The 18,603-nt window shown below is 72.2% G+C and carries 20 protein-coding genes; 14 read left to right on the forward strand and 6 right to left on the reverse strand.

Annotated elements, in window-relative coordinates:
• Positions 1–29 precede the first annotated feature (29 nt).
• Positions 30–803: an enoyl-CoA hydratase/isomerase family protein gene (locus GUI43_RS13180; protein WP_112604422.1), complete on the forward strand. Its 774-nt coding sequence runs from the start codon at positions 30–32 to the stop codon at positions 801–803.
• Between the two features lie 120 nt (positions 804–923).
• Complete coding sequence (locus GUI43_RS13185) at positions 924–2,546, forward strand: acetolactate synthase (RefSeq protein ID WP_112582113.1); 1,623 nt, start codon at positions 924–926, stop codon at positions 2,544–2,546.
• A gap of 48 nt (positions 2,547–2,594) precedes the next feature.
• Here the strand turns inward: GUI43_RS13185 and GUI43_RS13190 are convergent, their stop codons facing one another.
• Genes GUI43_RS13190 through GUI43_RS13200 form a run of 3 tightly spaced genes read right to left on the reverse strand, consistent with a single transcriptional unit; the run spans position 2,595 to position 3,733 of the window.
• A complete protein-coding gene (locus GUI43_RS13190) occupies positions 2,595–3,011 on the reverse strand; it encodes a PLD nuclease N-terminal domain-containing protein (protein ID WP_112604420.1) in 417 nt (138 codons plus the stop codon).
• A gap of 27 nt (positions 3,012–3,038) precedes the next feature.
• On the reverse strand, positions 3,039–3,344 hold the full coding sequence (locus tag GUI43_RS13195) for a DUF202 domain-containing protein (RefSeq protein WP_112604418.1): 306 nt from the start codon (positions 3,342–3,344) through the stop codon (positions 3,039–3,041).
• Complete coding sequence (locus tag GUI43_RS13200; protein ID WP_112582108.1) at positions 3,341–3,733, reverse strand: YidH family protein; 393 nt, start codon at positions 3,731–3,733, stop codon at positions 3,341–3,343. Before GUI43_RS13200 ends, GUI43_RS13195 begins: the two co-directional genes overlap by 4 nt.
• Before the next feature lie 42 nt (positions 3,734–3,775).
• Between GUI43_RS13200 and GUI43_RS13205 the strand changes: the two genes are divergently transcribed.
• From GUI43_RS13205 to GUI43_RS13220, 4 genes are all read left to right on the forward strand, one after another.
• Positions 3,776–4,573 (forward strand): GNAT family N-acetyltransferase, encoded by a 798-nt coding sequence (locus GUI43_RS13205; RefSeq protein ID WP_112698905.1) that lies wholly within the window; start codon positions 3,776–3,778, stop codon positions 4,571–4,573.
• A complete protein-coding gene (locus GUI43_RS13210) occupies positions 4,570–4,983 on the forward strand; it encodes a hypothetical protein (RefSeq protein ID WP_112582105.1) in 414 nt (137 codons plus the stop codon). Before GUI43_RS13205 ends, GUI43_RS13210 begins: the two co-directional genes overlap by 4 nt.
• Positions 4,984–5,170: 187 nt before the next feature.
• Entirely contained in the window at positions 5,171–5,950 is a 780-nt protein-coding gene (locus GUI43_RS13215; protein WP_112582103.1) for an electron transfer flavoprotein subunit beta/FixA family protein, read from the forward strand.
• 14 nt (positions 5,951–5,964) lie between these two features.
• Complete coding sequence (locus tag GUI43_RS13220; RefSeq protein ID WP_112582101.1) at positions 5,965–6,924, forward strand: electron transfer flavoprotein subunit alpha/FixB family protein; 960 nt, start codon at positions 5,965–5,967, stop codon at positions 6,922–6,924.
• A gap of 94 nt (positions 6,925–7,018) precedes the next feature.
• Here GUI43_RS13220 and GUI43_RS13225 read toward each other — a convergent pair whose 3' ends face one another.
• Positions 7,019–7,828 carry an anti-sigma factor gene (locus tag GUI43_RS13225; RefSeq protein ID WP_112582099.1) on the reverse strand — a complete coding sequence of 270 codons (810 nt, stop codon included), beginning with the start codon at positions 7,826–7,828 and terminating at the stop codon, positions 7,019–7,021.
• Positions 7,782–8,384: an RNA polymerase sigma factor gene (locus GUI43_RS13230; protein WP_112582098.1), complete on the reverse strand. Its 603-nt coding sequence runs from the start codon at positions 8,382–8,384 to the stop codon at positions 7,782–7,784. Before GUI43_RS13230 ends, GUI43_RS13225 begins: the two co-directional genes overlap by 47 nt.
• Positions 8,385–8,613: 229 nt before the next feature.
• Between GUI43_RS13230 and GUI43_RS13235 the strand changes: the two genes are divergently transcribed.
• From GUI43_RS13235 to GUI43_RS13265, 7 genes are all read left to right on the forward strand, one after another.
• Positions 8,614–9,444: a DUF4397 domain-containing protein gene (locus GUI43_RS13235; protein ID WP_112604411.1), complete on the forward strand. Its 831-nt coding sequence runs from the start codon at positions 8,614–8,616 to the stop codon at positions 9,442–9,444.
• Entirely contained in the window at positions 9,441–10,094 is a 654-nt protein-coding gene (locus GUI43_RS13240; RefSeq protein WP_112698906.1) for a class F sortase, read from the forward strand. The genes GUI43_RS13235 and GUI43_RS13240 overlap by 4 nt, the downstream gene beginning before the upstream one ends.
• Positions 10,095–10,198: 104 nt before the next feature.
• Positions 10,199–11,374 (forward strand): cysteine desulfurase family protein, encoded by a 1,176-nt coding sequence (locus GUI43_RS13245; protein ID WP_112582093.1) that lies wholly within the window; start codon positions 10,199–10,201, stop codon positions 11,372–11,374.
• Positions 11,375–11,552: 178 nt separating this feature from the next.
• Entirely contained in the window at positions 11,553–12,626 is a 1,074-nt protein-coding gene (gene mnmA, locus GUI43_RS13250; RefSeq protein ID WP_181518644.1) for a tRNA 2-thiouridine(34) synthase MnmA, read from the forward strand.
• 37 nt (positions 12,627–12,663) lie between these two features.
• On the forward strand, positions 12,664–13,668 hold the full coding sequence (locus tag GUI43_RS13255) for a methionine synthase (RefSeq protein ID WP_112582090.1): 1,005 nt from the start codon (positions 12,664–12,666) through the stop codon (positions 13,666–13,668).
• Positions 13,669–13,704: 36 nt separating this feature from the next.
• Positions 13,705–14,070 carry a VOC family protein gene (locus GUI43_RS13260; protein ID WP_181518643.1) on the forward strand — a complete coding sequence of 122 codons (366 nt, stop codon included), beginning with the start codon at positions 13,705–13,707 and terminating at the stop codon, positions 14,068–14,070.
• Between the two features lie 30 nt (positions 14,071–14,100).
• Positions 14,101–15,111: an ADP-ribosylglycohydrolase family protein gene (locus GUI43_RS13265; RefSeq protein WP_170158722.1), complete on the forward strand. Its 1,011-nt coding sequence runs from the start codon at positions 14,101–14,103 to the stop codon at positions 15,109–15,111.
• A 289-nt stretch (positions 15,112–15,400) separates the two neighbouring features.
• Here GUI43_RS13265 and GUI43_RS13270 read toward each other — a convergent pair whose 3' ends face one another.
• Positions 15,401–15,937, reverse strand: a complete 537-nt coding sequence (locus GUI43_RS13270; RefSeq protein WP_112698907.1) for a type II toxin-antitoxin system PemK/MazF family toxin — start codon at positions 15,935–15,937, stop codon at positions 15,401–15,403.
• Positions 15,938–16,312: 375 nt separating this feature from the next.
• On the opposite strand from GUI43_RS13270, the gene ligA reads away from it, so the two are divergent.
• Positions 16,313–18,448 (forward strand): NAD-dependent DNA ligase LigA, encoded by a 2,136-nt coding sequence (gene ligA / locus GUI43_RS13275; RefSeq protein WP_112698908.1) that lies wholly within the window; start codon positions 16,313–16,315, stop codon positions 18,446–18,448.
• The last annotated feature ends 155 nt before the right edge of the window (positions 18,449–18,603 follow it).

Consider the following 18,603-nt stretch of genomic DNA (forward strand, 5'->3'; position numbering starts at 1 on the left):
CGCGACTTCGACGAGGAAGTGAGGGCAGCGTGGGCGAGTTCGTTCGGCTGGAGACCACTGACGGCATCGGCACGATCCGGCTGGAGAGGCCGCCGATGAACGCGCTCAACACCCAGGTGCAGGAGGAGTTGCGCGCCGCCGCCACGGCGGCCACCGCCGATCCCGAGGTCCGCGCCGTCATCGTGTACGGCGGGGAGAAGGTCTTCGCCGCCGGCGCCGACATCAAGCAGATGGCCGAGATGTCCTACGTGGACATGGCCGACCGGGCGGCGAACCTGTCCAGCGCGCTCGGCGCGATCGCCCGGATCCCCAAGCCGGTGGTCGCCGCGATCACCGGTTACGCCCTCGGTGGCGGCTGTGAGCTGGCGTTGGCCTGTGACTGGCGGGTGGTCGCCGAGGACGCCAAGCTCGGCCAGCCGGAGATCAAGCTGGGCATCATCCCAGGTGCAGGCGGCACCCAGCGGCTGGCCCGCCTGGTCGGCCCGGCCCGCGCCAAGGACCTGATCATGTCGGGGCGGATGGTGGACGCCCAGGAGGCGCTGCGCATCGGCCTGGCCGACCGGGTCGCCCCGGCCGCCGAGGTGTACGACACGGCCGTCGCGTTGATCACTCCGTACCTGACCGGGCCGGTGCAGGCGCTGCGCGCGGCGAAGCTGGCGGTCGACGGCGGCCTGGACATGGACCTGAACTCGGGCCTGGCCTGGGAGAGTCAGCTCTTCGCGGCGTTGTTCGCCACCGACGACCGGCGCGAGGGCATGGCGGCCTTCGTCGAGAAGCGCAAGCCGGGCTTCACCGGCCGCTGATCCGTCGCTTCCCGGCCCGGTGGCCCTGACCTCGGCAACGTCCACTGGTCGGGGCCACGGTCGCACTGCCAAGTGACTGGCCGGTAACCTGTGATCCCGGCCACGGACGATGGGAGCGACATGACGGAGCGGATCGAGGGTCACGGCGGCGAGTTGGCGCTCGCGGCACTACGCGCGCACGGCGTACGGGAGATGTTCACGCTGTCCGGTGGGCATGTCTTCCCGCTCTACGACGCCGCGTACAAGACCGACTTCCCGATCTACGACGTCCGGCACGAGCAGTCCGCGGTCTTCGCCGCCGAGGCGGTGGCCAAGCTCCAGCGCCGCCCCGGCCTCGCCGTGCTCACCGCCGGGCCCGGTGTCACAAACGGCATCTCCGGCATGACCAGCGCGTTCTTCAACGCCTCGCCGGTGCTGGTGCTCGGCGGCCGCGCGCCCGCGTTCCGCTGGGGCTCGGGCAGCCTCCAGGAGATGGACCACCTGCCGCTGGTCAGTCCGGTCACCAAGCACGCCGAGACGGTGTTCAGCACCGACGACATCCCGCGGGCGGTGGGTGCGGCGCTGAACGCTGCGCTCACCCCGCACCGCGGCCCGGCCTTCCTCGACTTTCCGCTGGAGACGGTCTTCTCGGTCGCGGAGGCCGATCTGCCGACCGTGACGGGTGTCGACCCGATCGCGCCGGACCCGGAGGAGGTCGGCCGCGCGGCGATGCTCATCGCCGGGGCGCAGCGGCCGGTCATCATCGCCGGCTCCGACGTGTACGCGGGCGACGCGGTCGCCGCGTTGCGCGAGGCGGCCGAGGCGTTGCAGGTGCCGGTCTTCACCAACGGCATGGGTCGCGGCTCGCTCCCGCCGGAGCACCCGCTGGCGTTCGCGAAGGCCCGCCGGGCCGCGCTCTCCGGCGCCGACGTGGTCGTGGTCGTGGGCACCCCGCTGGACTTCCGGCTCAGCTTCGGTGACTTCGGCGACGCCAAGGTGGTGCACATCGTCGACGCCCCCAGCCAGCGGGCGACGCACGTGCAGCCCGCCGTCGCCCCCGCCGGTGACCTGCGCCTGATCCTGTCCGCGCTGGCCGATCACTCCGGCGACCGGGCCGACCACTCCGACTGGATCGCCGACCTGCGCGTCGCCGAGGACGCGGCGAAGGCTCGGGACGCCGCGGAGATGGCCGCCGAGACCGACCCGATCCGCCCGGCCCGGATCTACGGTGAGCTGCGTCGGGCGCTCGCCCCGGACGCGATCACCATCGGCGACGGCGGCGACTTCGTGTCGTACGCCGGGCGGTACCTGGAGCCGGCCCAGCCCGGCACGTGGCTGGACCCGGGCCCGTACGGCTGCCTGGGCACCGGCATGGGTTACGCGATGGGCGCCCGGGTCAGTCACCCGGACCGGCAGATCTGCGTGCTGATGGGCGACGGCGCGGCCGGCTTCTCGCTGATGGACGTCGAGTCGCTGGTCCGCCAGAAGCTGCCGGTGGTGATCGTCGTCGGCAACAACGGCATCTGGGGGCTGGAGAAGCACCCGATGCGGGCCATGTACGGCTACGACGTGGCCGCCGACCTCCAGCCGGAGCTGCGGTACGACACAGTTGTCAGCGCGCTCGGCGGAGCGGGGGAGACGGTCGCCAAGGCGGCCGACCTGGGCCCGGCGCTCCAGCGGGCGTTCGACTCCGGAGTGCCGTACCTGGTGAACGTGCTCACCGACCCGACCGACGCGTACCCCCGCTCGTCGAACCTGGCCTGAGTCGCACCCGCCGCCGCCGTCGCTCCTGCGCCGGCGGCGGCGGCGCGTTCACACCTCCGGTCGGTCACCCTCGCGCGGCGGCTCACCGTCGCGGCGGCGAAGGTCGTCCTCGCGTCGCCGCAGGTCTTCCTCCCAGCGTTGGAACAGCTCCTGGTCCTGCTGCTTGGCGCGTTCCTCGACGGAGCGCAGGAACTCCGGGTCGTCGTCGGGGGCCACCGGCCGAGGGCGCTGCCGCTCGCCACCGCCGGTGCCGCCCGGCCAGCCCTTGCGGACGCCGGGGGTGGGCTCCCGGCCGACGATGAACCAGGCGATCGAGCCGACCAGCGGGAAGAACAGGATGATCAGCACCCAGGCGATCCGGGGAAGGGCACGGATCTTGCCCTCCTCGGCGGAGAGACAGCTGATCAGCGCGCAGACGGCGAGGACAATCTGCACCAGGAAGAGGAGTACGCCAAGCCGGGCCATGCACCCATGATGACGCACCGGATCGCGTCACCCTAGTCCGCGCAGGACCAGCAGCACTCCCAGTAACGCCAGCACCACCGTGCCCACCGTGACCAGGGGCAGTGTCCGGCCGCCGGTGCGGGCCGGACCGGTGCCGGTGCCCCGGGGCCAGCAGAGCACCAGCAGGGCGCCCCACACCAGAATGGTGCCGCCGGCGATCAGCGCACCGGTCGGGTCGCCCGTCGACGCCAGCCGGACGGCGAGCGCTGTCACCACTGTCACCGTGAGCAGGGTGCGCCGCCAGGCCAGCCGGGTCCGCTCCGGTTGCAGCCCCGGGTCGCGTCCGGTGCTCACCGCCCGCCGACCGCCCGCATCAGGACGGCGACCACCAGCAGCAAAGCGCCGACGCCGAGGGTGAGCGCCAGGATGGCGGGGAACCGGGACGCGGGCAGCTCCTGACCGAGCCGGATGGCCCGCTCGGTACGCGCCCAGTGGTCCACAGCGCGGATCGCGACCGCCGCGCCGAGCAGCAGCAACGCCACAGCGATCACCTCCCGCAGGTGGCTCATCGGAAGGGGCGGCAGGAACTGCGCGGCGGCCAACCCGCCTCCGACCAGCGCCAACCCGGTGCGCAGCCAGGCGAGGAAGGTCCGTTCGTTGGCCAGGGAGAAGCGGTAGTCCGGTGTTTCACCGACCGAGCCCAGCTCCGCCGGGTCGAACCACCGCCTGATCGCCTCCCACACAGTGGGAGATTATCCGCTTCCCATCCCGCTTAGCCTGGGCCGGTGACTGATCTCGACGTACAGACGCTGCGGACCGCCTACGACAACCAGCTCCGCCCGGAGATTCCCGACCCGGTTCCGGCCGGGGTGACTGTGGAGCGGGACGGGCCGCTGGTCCGGATCTCCGGGCTCGATGCCGGTGGTTTCATCACCTACCGTGACCTTGGCGGGTTGACCGGCGACGCGCTGGACGAGCTGATCGCCCGGCAGGTGCGGTTGTGCCGTGAGCGGGGCGAGTCGGCGGAGTGGAAACTCAACGAGCACGACGAACCGGCGGACCTGGCGGACCGCCTGCGCGCGGCCGGCTTCGTGCCGGAGGACCGGGAGACCGTCGTGGTCGGCCCGGTCGCGCCGCTCGCCGCCGCGCTGCCCGTCGCCCCCGAGGGGGTACGCCTGCGTGAGGTGACCTCCCGGGAGGACCTGGAGCGGATCGCCGCCATGGAGGAGGAGGTCTGGCAGGAGGACCGCTCGCACCTGGTGTGGGGTCTGGCCAAGGAGATCGACGCCGACCCGCACTCGATCACAGTGGTGGTGGCCGAGGCGGACGCGACGGTGGTGAGCGCCGGCTGGGTGCGCTTTACTCCGAACACCGGCTTCGCCACCCTGTGGGGTGGGTCCACCCTGCCGCAGTGGCGTCGCAAGGGCATCTACCGGGCGCTGGTCACCTACCGGGCCCGGCTCGCCGACCAGCGGGGCCGGACGCTGTTGCAGGTCGACGCCTCGGAGGACAGCCGGCCGATCCTGGAGCGACTCGGCCTCGTCCCGATCACCACCACCACCCCGTACGTCTACACTCCGTGATCATGGAGCAGCGGTTGACGGACGAGGAGCGGCTGACCCTCAAGACCGGTGCCTTCGGCGCCGTCTTCCTGGTCTCCAACGCCGACCCCGGTGTCCTGGGGGTGATCCGGGAGAGCATCGCCGCGTCCGGCGCGCTGGCCGACGCCAGTGGCACGGTCAAGGAGGCGCTGACCACCGGCCCGCTGCCGCGACTTCCCCGGGACTCGCAGCTGGAGATCGAGTCGGTGGTGCTGCCGGCGCTGGGGCAGGCGGTGCGGATCCTGCGCGAGAAGTCCCCACGGGACGTGGACGCGTACCGCGAACTCGTGTTGGCCGCGGCGGACCAGGTGGCCCGCGCGCACGACGGGGTGGCGCCCGCCGAGGCGGCGGCCATCGACCAGATCCGGGTCGCGTTGACCGAGCCAACCTGACCGGCTGCGCGTCGGTGAGCTGTGTCACTCTGAGTGCTGCGGGAGCGCAACCTACTGGCAGGTAACATTGCGCCGTGGGCAACTGCACAACCGCCCGCGGTTGACCTGGCGTCGACCGACGCGCGACGCTGCGCCCCAGACCGGGCGAGCGAATCGCAACACCACACAGGAGGGTCGTCGAAGCGCGATGAACATCGTCGTACTCGTCAAGCAGGTGCCTGATTCGGGCGCGGACCGCAACCTGCGCAATGACGACAACACCGTCGACCGCGGTTCGGCGAACAACGTGATCAACGAGATGGACGAGTACGCCATCGAGGAGGCGCTGAAGATCAAGGAGGCGCACGGCGGCGAGGTCACCATCCTGACCATGGGTCCGGACCGGGCGACCGAGTCGATCCGCAAGGCGCTCTCCATGGGTCCGGACAAGGCCGTGCACGTGCTGGACGACGCCCTGCACGGCTCGTGCGCCGTCGCCACCTCGAAGGTGCTCGCCGCCGCTCTCGGTCAGCTCAATGCTGACCTGGTCATCTGCGGTGCCGAGTCCACCGACGGCCGGGTCCAGGTCATGCCGCACATGATCGCCGAGCGACTGGGCGTCGCGGCGCTCACCGGTGCCCGCAAGCTCACCGTCGACGGCGCGACGCTGACCGTCGAGCGGCAGACCGAGGAGGGCTACGAGGTGGTCACCGCCGCCACCCCGGCCGTGGTCTCCGTCTGGGACACCATCAACGAGCCGCGCTACCCCTCCTTCAAGGGCATCATGGCCGCCAAGAAGAAGCCGGTGCAGACGCTCTCGCTGGCCGACCTCGGGGTCGCGGCCGACGAGGTGGGCTTCGACGGCGCCACCAGTGCCGTCGTCGAGCACACCAAGCGCCCCCCGCGCTCCGGCGGCGCCAAGATCACTGATGAGGGCGAGGGCGGCGTCAAGCTGGTCGAGTTCCTCGCCACCGAGAAGTTCGTGTGAGAGGGGGGTCTGACATGTCCGAGGTTCTCGTCGTCGTCGAAGCCACCAAGGAATTCGGCGTCAAGAAGGTCACCCTGGAAATGCTCACCCTCGCGCGTGAGCTGGGCTCCCCGAGCGCGGTGGTGCTGGGCGGCGCCGGCGCCGCCGAGGCGCTGAGCGGCAAGCTGGGCGAGTACGGCGCGGAGAAGATCTACGCCGCCGAGGGTGACGAGATCGACGGCTACCTGGTGGCCCCCAAGGCGACAGTGCTGGCCGAGTTGGTCAAGCGGGTGCAGCCGGCCGCCGTGCTGCTGGCGTCGGCCCAGGAGGGCAAGGAGATCGCCGCCCGGCTCGCCGTCAAGCTCGACAACGGCATCCTGACCGACGTGGTCGGTTTGGACGCCGACGGCACCGCGACCCAGGTCGCCTTCGCCGGCTCCACCATCGTCAAGTCCAAGGTCACCAAGGGCCTGCCGTTGGTCACCGTCCGGCCCAACTCGGTCACCCCCGCCCCGGCGGCGGCCACCCCGGCGATCGAGCAGCTCAGCGTGTCGGTCACCGACACCGACAAGCTGGCCACTGTCGTCGAGCGGGTCGCCGAGCAGAAGGGCTCCCGCCCTGAGCTGACCGAGGCCGGCGTGGTCGTCTCCGGCGGTCGGGGCGTCGGCAACGCCGACAACTTCAAGCTGGTCGAGGAGCTGGCCGACCTGCTCGGCGGCGCCGTCGGCGCGTCCCGCGCGGCCGTCGACTCCGGCTTCTACCCACACCAGTTCCAGGTGGGCCAGACCGGTAAGACGGTCTCCCCGCAGCTCTACGTCGCCCTCGGCATCTCCGGTGCCATCCAGCACCGGGCCGGCATGCAGACCTCGAAGACCATCGTCGCGGTCAACAAGGACGGCGAGGCGCCGATCTTCGAGCTGGCCGACTTCGGGGTGGTGGGCGACCTGTTCAAGATCGTCCCGCAGGCCGCCGAGGAGATCCGCAAGCGCAAGTAAGCCAGCGATACGTCAGTGGCCGCCCGTGTGAACGGGCGGCCACTGCCGTGTGGGGAGCTGATCGGCGAGCCGGGGAGCTGAGCCGGCCCGCCGATCAGCCCGTCAGGGAGCCCCTCAGCAGGCTGTCGCCGGAGTGGCGGGTGTTGTTGTCGTACTGCTCGGCGGAGACGTCGACCACCGAGTAGCTCTTGAGGTCGACATTCGGGGGCAGGGGTAGCAGCGCGTCCGAGCCGCCACCCAGGGTGCCGACCGAGAACATCTCCATCGTCGTCGGATTGATGAGCCAGACCTCGTAGTACCCCGCGACGCTCGGGAGATTCGCCACATGCAGATGTAGTTGGCCGTCCTTCAAAACCCGGGCGTCACCCTTGGCCGTCGGCGGGGTCGCCCCGTACGCCGCCAGCGGCGCGCTCGCCACCACCACCGGCGTCGGGGTGGGCGTCGGATCGTCCGGTCGGAGCACCGAGACGGTGCCCACCACGCCGACCGCCGCGGCGGCGGCCGCGGTCACCGCGGTGGCCATCCAACCGGACCAGCCGCGACCCCGACGGGATCGCCGTGCCGGGTCCAGTCGGGTCACCGTCGACTCGGCCGCCGCGCCGAAGGTCTGCTCGGCCGTCGTGGTGTCGGCCTGCTCGGGCACCCGGCGTCGACGGGTATCGGTCAGCAACGGCCCGGCCTCCGCAGCCCTGACCTGGGCTTCGATGCCCTGCCAGACGTGCTCCGGCGGGTCGGGCAGGTCGGCCAGGCCCTGCGTCTCGGTGCCGAGCCCCGCCACCTGCTGAAGGCTCGCGACCTCCGCGCGGCAGAGCGCGCAGGTGCCGAGGTGGGTGCTCTCCCCGTTGTCCGCCTCGCTCTCACCGAGTGCCAGAAATACCAGCCGGTCGTGGTCCAGGTGCTGCACCGTCCACCTCCCATCTGCGCTTCAAGCTCGCCATACCGCGTCGGATGTGACTCTTCACGGTGCCCAACGGCACGCCCGTCACAGTGGCTATCTGCTGGTGTGTCAGGTCGTCGTAGAAGGCCAGCTCCAGCATCCGTCGCTGGTCGTCCGGGAGACGAGCCAGCTCGTCGGCGATCACCAACCGGTCCACCACGCGGTCCGGATCCGGCTGGGTCTGCGCCGGCTCGGGCAGTTGTCGGACCGTCTCCACCACCCGGGTCTCCCGGGCCGAGGCGCGCATCCGGTCGATCACCTTCCGCCGGCCGATGCCGAGCAACCAACCGATCAGCGACCCCTTGGCCGGGTCGAACGTGTCGCGACCCAGCCAGGCGGCGACGAACGTCGCCTGGGTGACGTCCTCGGCGTCGCTGCGGTTCGCCAGCATGGACGTGGCCAGATGGAGCACTGCACGACCGTAGCGGTCGTACGCCTCGCGGAGCGCCACGTCGTCACCGGCGCGGAACCTGCGGTCGAGGTCGTCCACCGGAGGGTCGGGTTCCTGTCGTAGCGCCGTCATCGGGCGGCTCGCCTTCGATGGGGCATGCCCGACTGTAGCTGCCACAGTCCCCGCCCCACTTCCCCGGTCGATGTCATCTCACCAGCTCTTCGTCTCCCGACCCCGTTCCGGATGCGGTCTGGGCCGGAAAGAAAAGTGCCTCCGGGGCGCATCCACCCGTCCGACAGCCGGCGTAACCCGTTCTGCAAGCCAGGCCTGACGAATCAGCACCAAATATCAGGAGGCAGACATGCAGTTCTCGTACTTCCGTCGGGTCGCCGCGGGCGGCGCGGTCGCCGCGCTGGCCTTCGCCGGTGTCGGCGCCCTCACCGCCGGCCCCGCGTACGCCGCCACGTCGAAGGTCTCCGTCGTGCACGGCATCCCGGACACCCCGGTCGACGTCTACGTCAACGGCAAGAAGACGCTGGACAACTTCAAGCCCGGCGACGTCGCCGGCCCGCTGAACCTGGAGGAGGGCGACTACGACATCGCGCTCACCAAGCCGGGCGAGCCGATCGGCAGCGCGATCCTGAAGGTCGACAACGCCGCGGTGCCGGGCGGTGCGAACGTCAGCATCGCGGCCCACCTCGACGCCGCCGGCCAGCCGAAGATCACTCCGTTCGTCAACGACGTCTCGAAGGTCGACGCCGGCAAGGCCCGGCTGATCGTCCGGCACACCGCCGCCGCCCCGGCGGTCGACGTCCGCGCCGGTGGCACCCCGGTCTTCGAGGACCTGACCAACCCGAACGAGGCCAAGGGCGACGTCGACGCGGGCGAGGTGAAGGCGGACGTGGTGCTGGCCGGCACCGACACCGTGGCCATCGGCCCGGCGGACCTCAACCTCAAGGAGGGCACCGCCACGATCGTCTACGCGATCGGCTCCGCCGAGGGCAAGACCCTCGACGTGGTGGCCCAGACCATCACCGGTCTGCACTCCGCCCCGGGCGGCGTGCCCAGCGGTGACGGCGGCCAGGCCGGCACGGGCGTGGACACCTGGTGGTACGTGCTCACCGGTGCCGGCGTACTCCTGCTGCTTGGTGGTGGGGTGCGGATGGCGACCGCGCGGACCGGCCGCAAGTGACGGTGCGCAATCGCGGCGCGCTGGCGGCCCTGGCCGCCGGCGTTGCCGCGCTCACCGCCGCCGCTCTGGTGGCGTGCGCCAACCAGCCGGCCGGGACGGTGGGGGCCGAGGAGGCGAGCACGCTGGCCAGCCCCGCACCGACGGCCGCCGGTGCCCCATCGGTGCCGGTGACCGCGGGTGAACTGCCCGCCGGCCCGAAGATCATCCCGCCGGTACGGCTGCTGATCCCGGAGATCGGCGTCACCGCCACAGTCAACGCGGTCGGCATCAACGAGCGGACCAACGAGTTCGAGGTGCCGCCGAGCGTCGACCAGATCGGCTGGTACCGCTACGGCCCCGGCCTGGAGACAGACGCCGGCTCGGTGGTCATCGCCGGTCACGTGGACAGCGCCAAGCAGGGCAAGGGGGCGTTCTTCCGGCTGCGTGAGCTGGACCAGGGCGACACGTTGACCGCTACCGGCAGCGACGGCGAGGCGCGGCGCTACCGGGTCGTCGCCCGGGAGGAGTACGCCAAGACCAAGATTCCGCTGGACCGGTACTTCGCCCGCGACGGCAAGCCGAGGCTGACCCTGATCACCTGTGGTGGGCCGTTCGACGCCAAGGCGCGCAAGTACCGCGACAACATCGTCGTCACCGCGGTGCCCGCCTGAGCGGGTCCCCGCGCATCGGGCCGGGGTGGAGTTCCACCCCGGCCTTTGCGCGCAGTCCCCTCCGGCATCCGGTCCCCAAGGTGTCGGCCGTACGCTGAACGGCGATGGCTTACCTGGATCACGCGGCGACGACTCCCATGCTCGATGAGGCACTGGAGGCGTACGTCGCCACCGCCCGCGAGGTCGGCAACGCGTCCTCCCTGCACGCGGCGGGCCGCCGTGCCCGCCGCCGGGTCGAAGAGTCACGCGAACGGGTGGCCGCGGTGCTGGGCGCCCGGCCCTCCGAGGTGATCTTCACCGGTGGTGGCACGGAGAGCGACAACCTCGCGGTCAAGGGCATCTTCTGGGCCCGCCGAGCGGCCCGGCCCGACCGCCGCCGGGTGGTCTCCAGCGCCGTCGAGCACCACGCGGTGCTGGACGCTGTCGACTGGCTGGCCCAGCACGAGGGCGCCGAGGTGGGCTGGCTGCCGGTGGACGCCGTCGGTCGGCTCGACCCGCAGGCCCTGCGCGCCGAGTTGGACGCGCATGCCGACCAGGTGGCAGTGGTCACCGCGATGTGGGCGAACAACGAGGTGGGCACCGTCCAGCCGGTGGCCGAGCTGGCCGCCGTCGCCGCCGAACACGGTGTGCCCTTCCACACCGACGCCATCCAGGCGGTCGGCCAGGTGCCCGTCGACTTCGGCGCCAGTGGGGTCGCCGCGCTGACCGTCACCGGGCACAAGTTGGGCGGCCCGACCGGGGTGGGCGCGCTGCTGCTCGCCCGGGACGTGCCGGCCACGCCGCTGCTGCACGGCGGTGGCCAGGAACGCGACATCCGCTCCGGCACCCTCGACACCGCCGGCATCGTCGCCTTCGCGGTCGCCGTGGAGACGGCCGTGAAGGGTCAGCAGGAGTACGCGGCCCGGGTGGCCGCGCTCCGCGACGACCTGATCGAGCGGGTCCGCCAGGCGGTGCCCGAGGTGATCTACAACGGTGACCCGACCGACCGGCTGCCCGGCAACGCGCACTTCTCCTTCCCCGGCTGCGAAGGCGACGCGCTGCTGCTCCTGCTCGACGCGCAGGGGATCGCCTGCTCGACCGGCTCCGCCTGCTCGGCCGGGGTGGCCCAGCCCTCGCACGTGCTGCTGGCGATGGGCGCCGACGACGATCGCGCCCGCTCATCGCTGCGCTTCACACTGGGCCACACCAGCACCCAGGCCGACATCGACGCCCTCATCGCGGCTCTCCCGGCAGCGGTCGACCGAGCCCGCCGAGCCGCCGCCCTCCGCACCCCCCGCTGACCCGGGCCCAGCCCCGCGATCTTGCACTTTCGGTTGGCTGTTCGCGCCTTGTGCGGCATATGTCGCCGCAGAAACTGCAAGATCGCGCCGGTGGGTGCGCGGGGCGGGGCCAGGGTTCGGGGGGTTTGCGGGGCTGGTGGATAGGGTTGTCGTGGGGACGGGGAAGGGGAGTGGGTCGGTGAGGGTTCTGGCGGCGATGTCGGGTGGGGTTGACTCGGCCGTGGCGGCGGCGCGGGCGGTGGCTGCCGGGCACGATGTGACGGGCGTTCACCTGGCGCTGGCCCGCAACCCACAGACCTATCGGACCGGGGCGCGCGGCTGCTGCACCCTGGAGGATTCCCGGGACGCCCGACGGGCGGCCGACGTGATCGGCATCCCGTTCTACGTGTGGGACATGGCCGACCGCTTCCACGAGGACGTGGTCGACGACTTCGTCGCCGAGTACGCCGCCGGTCGTACGCCGAATCCCTGCCTGCGCTGCAACGAGAAGATCAAGTTTGCGGCGGTGCTGGACCGGGCGGTGGCTCTGGGCTTCGACGCGGTGGTGACCGGGCACCACGCCCGCCTCGGCGCGGACGGGCTGCTGCGGCGCAGTGTCGACCTGGCCAAGGACCAGTCGTACGTGCTCGCCGTGCTCACCCGCGAGCAGCTCGACCGGTCGATCTTCCCGCTCGGTGACTCGACCAAGGCGCAGGTCCGCACCGAGGCCGCCGAGCGTGGCCTGGCCGTGGCCGACAAGCCGGACTCGCACGACATCTGCTTCATCGCCGACGGGGACACCCGCGGCTTCCTGGCCGGTCGGCTCGGTGAGGCGCCCGGCGACGTGGTGGACGCCTCCACCGGCGCTGTCGTCGGCAGTCACAGCGGTGCGTACGCGTACACGGTGGGGCAGCGTCGCGGGCTGCACCTGGACCGGCCCGCCCCGGACGGCCGGCCACGCTACGTGCTCTCCATCACGCCGAAGACCAACACGGTGACGGTCGGCCCAGCCGAGGCCCTGGACGTGTCCGACGTGCACGCCGTACGTCCGGTCTGGACCGGCGGCGTCCGTCCGGACGCCCCGGTCGAGTGCGAGGTGCAGTTGCGCGCGCACGGCGACGTGGTCCCGGCGACCGTCGCACTCGACGGTGACCGGCTGCACGCCGAGCTGCGCCGACCGGTTCGCGGCGTCGCCGCCGGTCAGGCAGTGGTGGCGTACCGACCGGACCCGGCCGGCGACGTGGTCCTCGGCTCCGCGACCATCACCGGCTGACCACACGGTCCGGGTGTCCGCGGGATAGCCTTCGCCCGTGACAGATCAGGCGTGGCCCTGGCCGGCCGGCGCGGCAACCGGAATTGGTTCGCTGCCCGGCACCGACATCGGCGAGGCTCAGCGGGTGGTCCTCGGTGAGCTTCCCGAGCTGCCCCACCTGCCCGAGTTGCCGGCCCGTGGCCCCGGAGCGGACATGATCGGCCGGTCCGCCGGGCTGCTCGTCGAGCTGCCGGTCGAGGTGTACGCGGGACGGTGGCGGGTCGCCCCACGCCCGGGCCGCGACCTGCGCCGGGCCCGTGACCTGATGGAACGCGACCTGGACCAGCTCGCCGAGCAGGCCGAGGGGTACGCCGGGCCGATCAAGGTGCAGGCCGCCGGCCCGCTCACGCTGGCCGCCTCCGTGGAGTTGCCGATCGGTGGCCGACTGCTGCGCGATCCCGGCGCGGTCCGCGACCTGACCGGCTCCCTCGCCGAAGGGCTGCGCGCGCACGTCGCGGCGGTCGCCCGCCGGCTGCCCCAGGCATCGGTGCTGCTGCAACTGGACGAGCCGTCACTGCCGACAGTGCTGGCCGGGCGGGTGCCGACCGAGAGCGGTCTGGGCGCGTACCGGGCGGTCGAGTCGGTGGACGCCGCCGCCCTGCTGCGCACCGTCGTCGAGGCGGTCGGCGTGCCGACGCTGGTGCACTGCTGCGCCCCGGACGTGCCGCTGGAGCTGATCCGCTCCACCGGCGCCGTCGCTGTCGCCCTCGACCTGGACCTGGTCACCAAGCTCGACCCGCTGGGCGAGGCGATCGACGCCGGCCTCGGGTTGCTGGCCGGGGCCGCGCCGACCCGGCCGCCGTCGGCCGGTGGCACGCCGACCTCCGCGCAGATCGCCGATCGGGTACGCCAGGTCTGGGACCGCCTCGGCTTCCCTCGTCGCCAACTCGCCGAGCAGGTGGTGATCACCCCGGCCTGCGGCCTCGCCGGCGCCACCCCGGAGTACGCGCGGGCGGTGCTCGCCGCGTGCCGGGACGCCGGGCGGCGCCTCGCCGAGGACTGAGGTTTCCTGTCGTACCCGGTGGGCAGGATGACGGTCATGATTGGACAGCTGCGTTCAGTGGTGATCGACTGCCCGGATCCGCGGGCGTTGGCGGCGTTCTACGCCGAGCTGCTCGGCGTACCGCTCGCCGAGGGCAACTCCGATGACGACTGGGTGGTGCTGGGCGGCCCACCCGGTCACCAGCCACGCCTTGCCTTCCAACAGGCGCTCAACCTGCGCCCACCGGCCTGGCCGGATCCCGAGCGCCCACAGCAGTTCCACCTCGACGTGACGGTGGACGACATCGAGGCCGCCGAGAAGGCGGCGCTGGCGCTGGGTGCTCGGCGGCTGCCAGGTGAGGGCGAGGGCTTCCGGGTCTACGCCGATCCGGCCGGCCACCCGTTCTGCCTCTGCTGGGACTGAGCGCGTCGTGGGTTGCGGCGGCCGGGCATCATGGCCGCCGTGATCCCCACCTCTGCGCTTCGCGCCTCCGGTTCGCTCTTCGGCCTCGCCTACGGTGACGCGCTGGGCAAGCCGACCGAGTTCCTGACCGTCGCCGAGATCGAGCGCCGGTACGGCCCGGCCGGTCCGCGTGAGCTGTCCGGCGAGCCGGCACTGGTCACCGACGACACCCAGATGGCGCTGGCGGTGGGTTGGGCGCTGCACGAGGCGCCGTCGTTCACGCCGGAGGCGGTGGAGCCACTGCTGCGGCGACGCTTCCTGGCCTGGGCGGTCAGCCCGGACAACAACCGTGCCCCGGGCATGACCTGCCTGCGCGCCTGCGGCGAGCTGAGCCGTGGGGTGCGCTGGCAGGAGGCGACGGTGGTCGGCTCGAAGGGCTGCGGGGCCAACATGCGGGTCACACCGGTCGGGTTGCTCGACGTGGACCTCGACACGCTCGCCGGGTTGGCCCAGTTGCAGGCCGGGCTGACCCACGGCCACCCGACCGGGCTGGCTGCCAGCGAACTCACCGCGTACGCGGTCTTCGCGCTGCGCACGGGCGCCTCGCTGCCCGACCTTCCCGCGGTGCTCACCGAGCGGGCACTGTCCCAGCGCCTGGTCTACTCCGAGCAGTGGCTGGGAGACCTCTGGCAGCGCGCCGGTTCCGCCTCTCCGCAGGAGTTCATCGCCCAGGGTTGGGACGAGTGTCTGGCGGTGCTGGGCCGACTGACCAACACCCTGGCGCAACCGGACGACGGTGGTGACCCGTGTCAGGCCACCGGGGAGGGCTGGGTGGCCGAGGAGGCGCTGGCCACCGCGCTGCTCTGCGCCGTACGGCACGCCGACGACCCGGTCGCGGCGCTGGCCCGCGGCGCGACCACCGCCGGCGACTCCGACTCGATCGCGGCCCTGGCCGGCGCGTTCGTGGGCGCGGCCGTCGGCATGACCGCCTGGCCGCGCGACTGGGCCAACCGCATCGAGTACGCGGACCAGCTGGCCACGCTCGGCGCGACCTGGGACTGACCCGGCTCGGCTCGGCCCCGGCTCGGCTCGGCTCGGCCCTGGCCCGCCCCTGGCTCGGCCCCGCCTGGTCGGCCTGGCCCGCCTGGCCCGCCTGGTCGGCTGGCCGGCCTGCCGGGGCCCGTCGAGATGATCAACTCGGGTTTCTGTAAATCGGGGTATCCCGGAACTCAGGACACCGCGACTTTCAGGAACCCGAGTTGATCATGAACGCCGCCCGTCGCGAGGATGGGGGAGGGCGCCCGGCCGCGAGGACGGGGAGGGATGGTCGGCGGGCGGACGCGAGGGGTGGTCAGGAGGTGGGGAGGTGGCGCAGGCTGCGCACTTTTCGCCACAGGTCGGCGTCGCAGCGGCCGGCGTGGTCGGCGAAGGCGGCCGAGCTGAGTCGGATCGGCTCGGTGAGGCTGAGGTAGCTGTCGTGCTCCGCGCCCGGGTCCCACTCCCGGGTGGGAATCCGCACGTGGTCGTCCCGGTCGCTCTTGTCCTGGCTGGTGATCTTCAGGACGTCGGCGCCCCGGGAGTCGGCGCGCAGCACCAGGCACGGGCGCACCTTCGACCCGCTGCCGTCGGCGTACGGCACGTCGGCCCACCAGATCTCACCGGGCGCCGGGGCGTCGCCGTGCCGGTCGGTGTCGCGCGAGCGGGGTTTGGTGGACGGCCGTTCGGCGCCACGGGGCCGCGGCGGGGTGGAACGGCGGCCACCGGTGCCGCCCCGACCCGGCCGGGTGCCCGGACGCCGGGTGGCCACCCGGTGCCGCCAACTGTTCCACGCCCAGCCGGCGGCGACGGCCAGCAGGATCGCCACCGCCCAGAGCAGTGCCTCGGGCATCCGTACCTCCGCGTCCCGGCGACCCGCCGGTCGCACCGTCCGGCGATCCTTGCACGCCGCCGCCCGTGCCGCCCGCCAACCACACCGCCGCCGCCCGTGCCGCCCGCCAGCCACACCGCGGCCGCCCCACCGCCGCGCCGCACGCACACCTCGACGCCGCCGTGCCCCCGGTGGCACTCGGCCGTCACCCTTGATCACTTGATGGTCAACAGCTGGATCGTCCCGTCGACGGCTACCGAGCATCACGTGATCACCGGATGCGGCTGAGGGCGAGGTCGCTTCGGGCGCGGGTGGGCGGCGGATTGTCCCACCGGCCCGATACGGTGCCGGAGTAGCGTGATCAGGGAGGTCGCAGGCGTGTCCGAAGGTGGCGGTGTGTCCGAGGAACAGATCGGTCAGCAGGTCAGCCCGGCGCAGGAGGCGGCGGCCGGGGCTGAGCCCACGCCGCAGGCCCGGGAACGGCACGCCGCGCTCAGTCAGGAGTTGACCGAGCACCAGTACCGCTACTACGTGCTGGACGCGCCGACCATCCCCGATGCCGACTTCGACAGGCAGTTGCGCGAGCTGGAGGCACTGGAGGAGGAGTTTCCGGCGCTGCGGACGCCCGACTCGCCGACCCAGCGGGTGGGTGGCACGTTCTCCACCGACTTCACCCCGGTCACCCATGCAGAACGGATGCTCTCGCTCGACAACGCCTTCGCCGACGAGGAGCTGGCGGCCTGGGCCGAGCGGGTCGAACGGGACGCGGGCGGCCCGGTGCCCTACCTGTGCGAGCTGAAGGTCGACGGGCTGGCGATCAACCTGACCTACGAGAACGGCCGGCTGGTCCGGGCCGCCACCCGAGGCGACGGGCGTACCGGTGAGGACGTCACGGCAAACGTGCGCAGCATTCGGGACGTGCCCAGCCAGCTCGTCGCGTCCGCCGAATTCCCGGACGTTCCCGAGCTGGTGGAGGTCCGGGGCGAGATCTACTTCCCGATCGCCGCGTTCGCCGATCTCAACGCGGGTCTGGTGGAGCAGGGCAAGGCGCCCTTCGCCAACCCTCGCAACGCCGCCGCCGGCAGCCTGCGACAGAAGGATCCACGGGTCACCGCCACCCGGCCGCTGCGCCTGGTGGTGCACGGCATCGGCGCCCGCCGCGGGTTCCAGCCCACGGCGCAGTCCGAGTCTTACGCGGCACTCAGGTCGTGGGGGTTGCCGACCAGCGACCGGTGGCGGGTCGTCCCGGACCTGGCCGGCGTGGCGGAGTTCATCGCCTACTACGCCGAGCACCGGCACGACGTCGAGCACGAGATCGACGGTGTGGTGGTCAAGGTCGACCCGGTCTCCATCCAGGGCCGGCTCGGGTCGACCAGTCGTGCCCCGCGCTGGGCGATCGCCTTCAAGTACCCGCCGGAGGAGGTCACCACCAAGCTGCTCGACATCGACGTGAACGTGGGGCGCACCGGCCGGGTGACCCCGTTCGCCGTGCTCGAACCGGTGCGCGTGGCCGGTTCCACTGTCGCACTCGCCACCCTGCACAACGCCCGCGAAGTGGAGCGCAAGGGGGTGCTGATCGGCGACACGGTGGTGCTGCGCAAGGCCGGAGATGTGATTCCCGAGGTGCTCGGCCCGGTGGTCGACCTACGACCCGCCGATGCCCGGCCGTTCGTCATGCCGACCAGTTGCCCGGCCTGCGGCACCCCGCTCGCGCCGTCAAAGGAGGGCGACGTGGACATCCGTTGCCCCAACACACGCAGCTGCCCGGCGCAGTTGCGGGAGCGGGTGTTCCACCTCGCCGGCCGGGGTGGGTTCGACATCGAGGTGCTCGGCTACAAGGGCGCGGCCGCCCTGCTCGACGCGGAGATCATCAGCGACGAGGGGGACCTCTTCCAGCTCGACGCCGAGCAGCTGTCCCGGTCCCCGTTCTTCGTCAACAAGGACGGCAGCCTGGGCAGCAACGCCACCAAGTTGCTGGACAATCTCGCGGTCGCCCGGGAACGGGACCTGTGGCGGGTGCTGGTGGCGCTCTCCATCCGGCACGTGGGCCCGACCGCGGCCCAGGCGCTCGCCCGGCACTTCCGCTCGGTGGACGCCATCGACGCGGCCACCGAGGAGGAGCTGTCCTCCGTCGACGGGGTCGGGCCGACCATCGCCGCCAGCATCCGGGAGTGGTTCGCTGTGGACTGGCACCGCGAGGTGGTCCGCAAGTGGGCCGAGGCCGGCGTACGGATGGCCGAGGAGGCGGTCGACGAGGGGCCGCGCCCGTTGGAGGGGTTGACAGTGGTGGTGACCGGCACCCTCGCCGGTTTCTCCCGCGACCAGGCCGCCGAGGCCGTGCAGAGCCGGGGCGGCAAGGTCAGCGGGTCGGTCTCCAAGAAGACGAGCTTCGTGGTGGTGGGGGACAACCCCGGGTCGAAGGCCGACAAGGCCGCCAGTCTCAAGGTGCCGGTGCTCGACGAGGACGGGTTCCGACTCCTGCTGGACGCCGGCCCGGACGCCGCCCGGGAGGTCGCTCAGCTGGGCGGCTGACTCCGCCGGCGGCCGGGCACGGCGACTGGCCGCGTATACCAACTTAATTACGACTACGACCGATTCGTGACTGTCATACCGGGAAACTGGGGGCCGAGGGCGTTTCATTGGGTCACGGCGCGCGCACCGGCACGCCGATGGTCGGTCGGGAGGTG

The sequence above is a fragment of the Micromonospora noduli genome (assembly GCF_003264365.1).
GTDB classification, from domain to species: Bacteria; Actinomycetota; Actinomycetes; order Mycobacteriales; family Micromonosporaceae; genus Micromonospora; species Micromonospora noduli.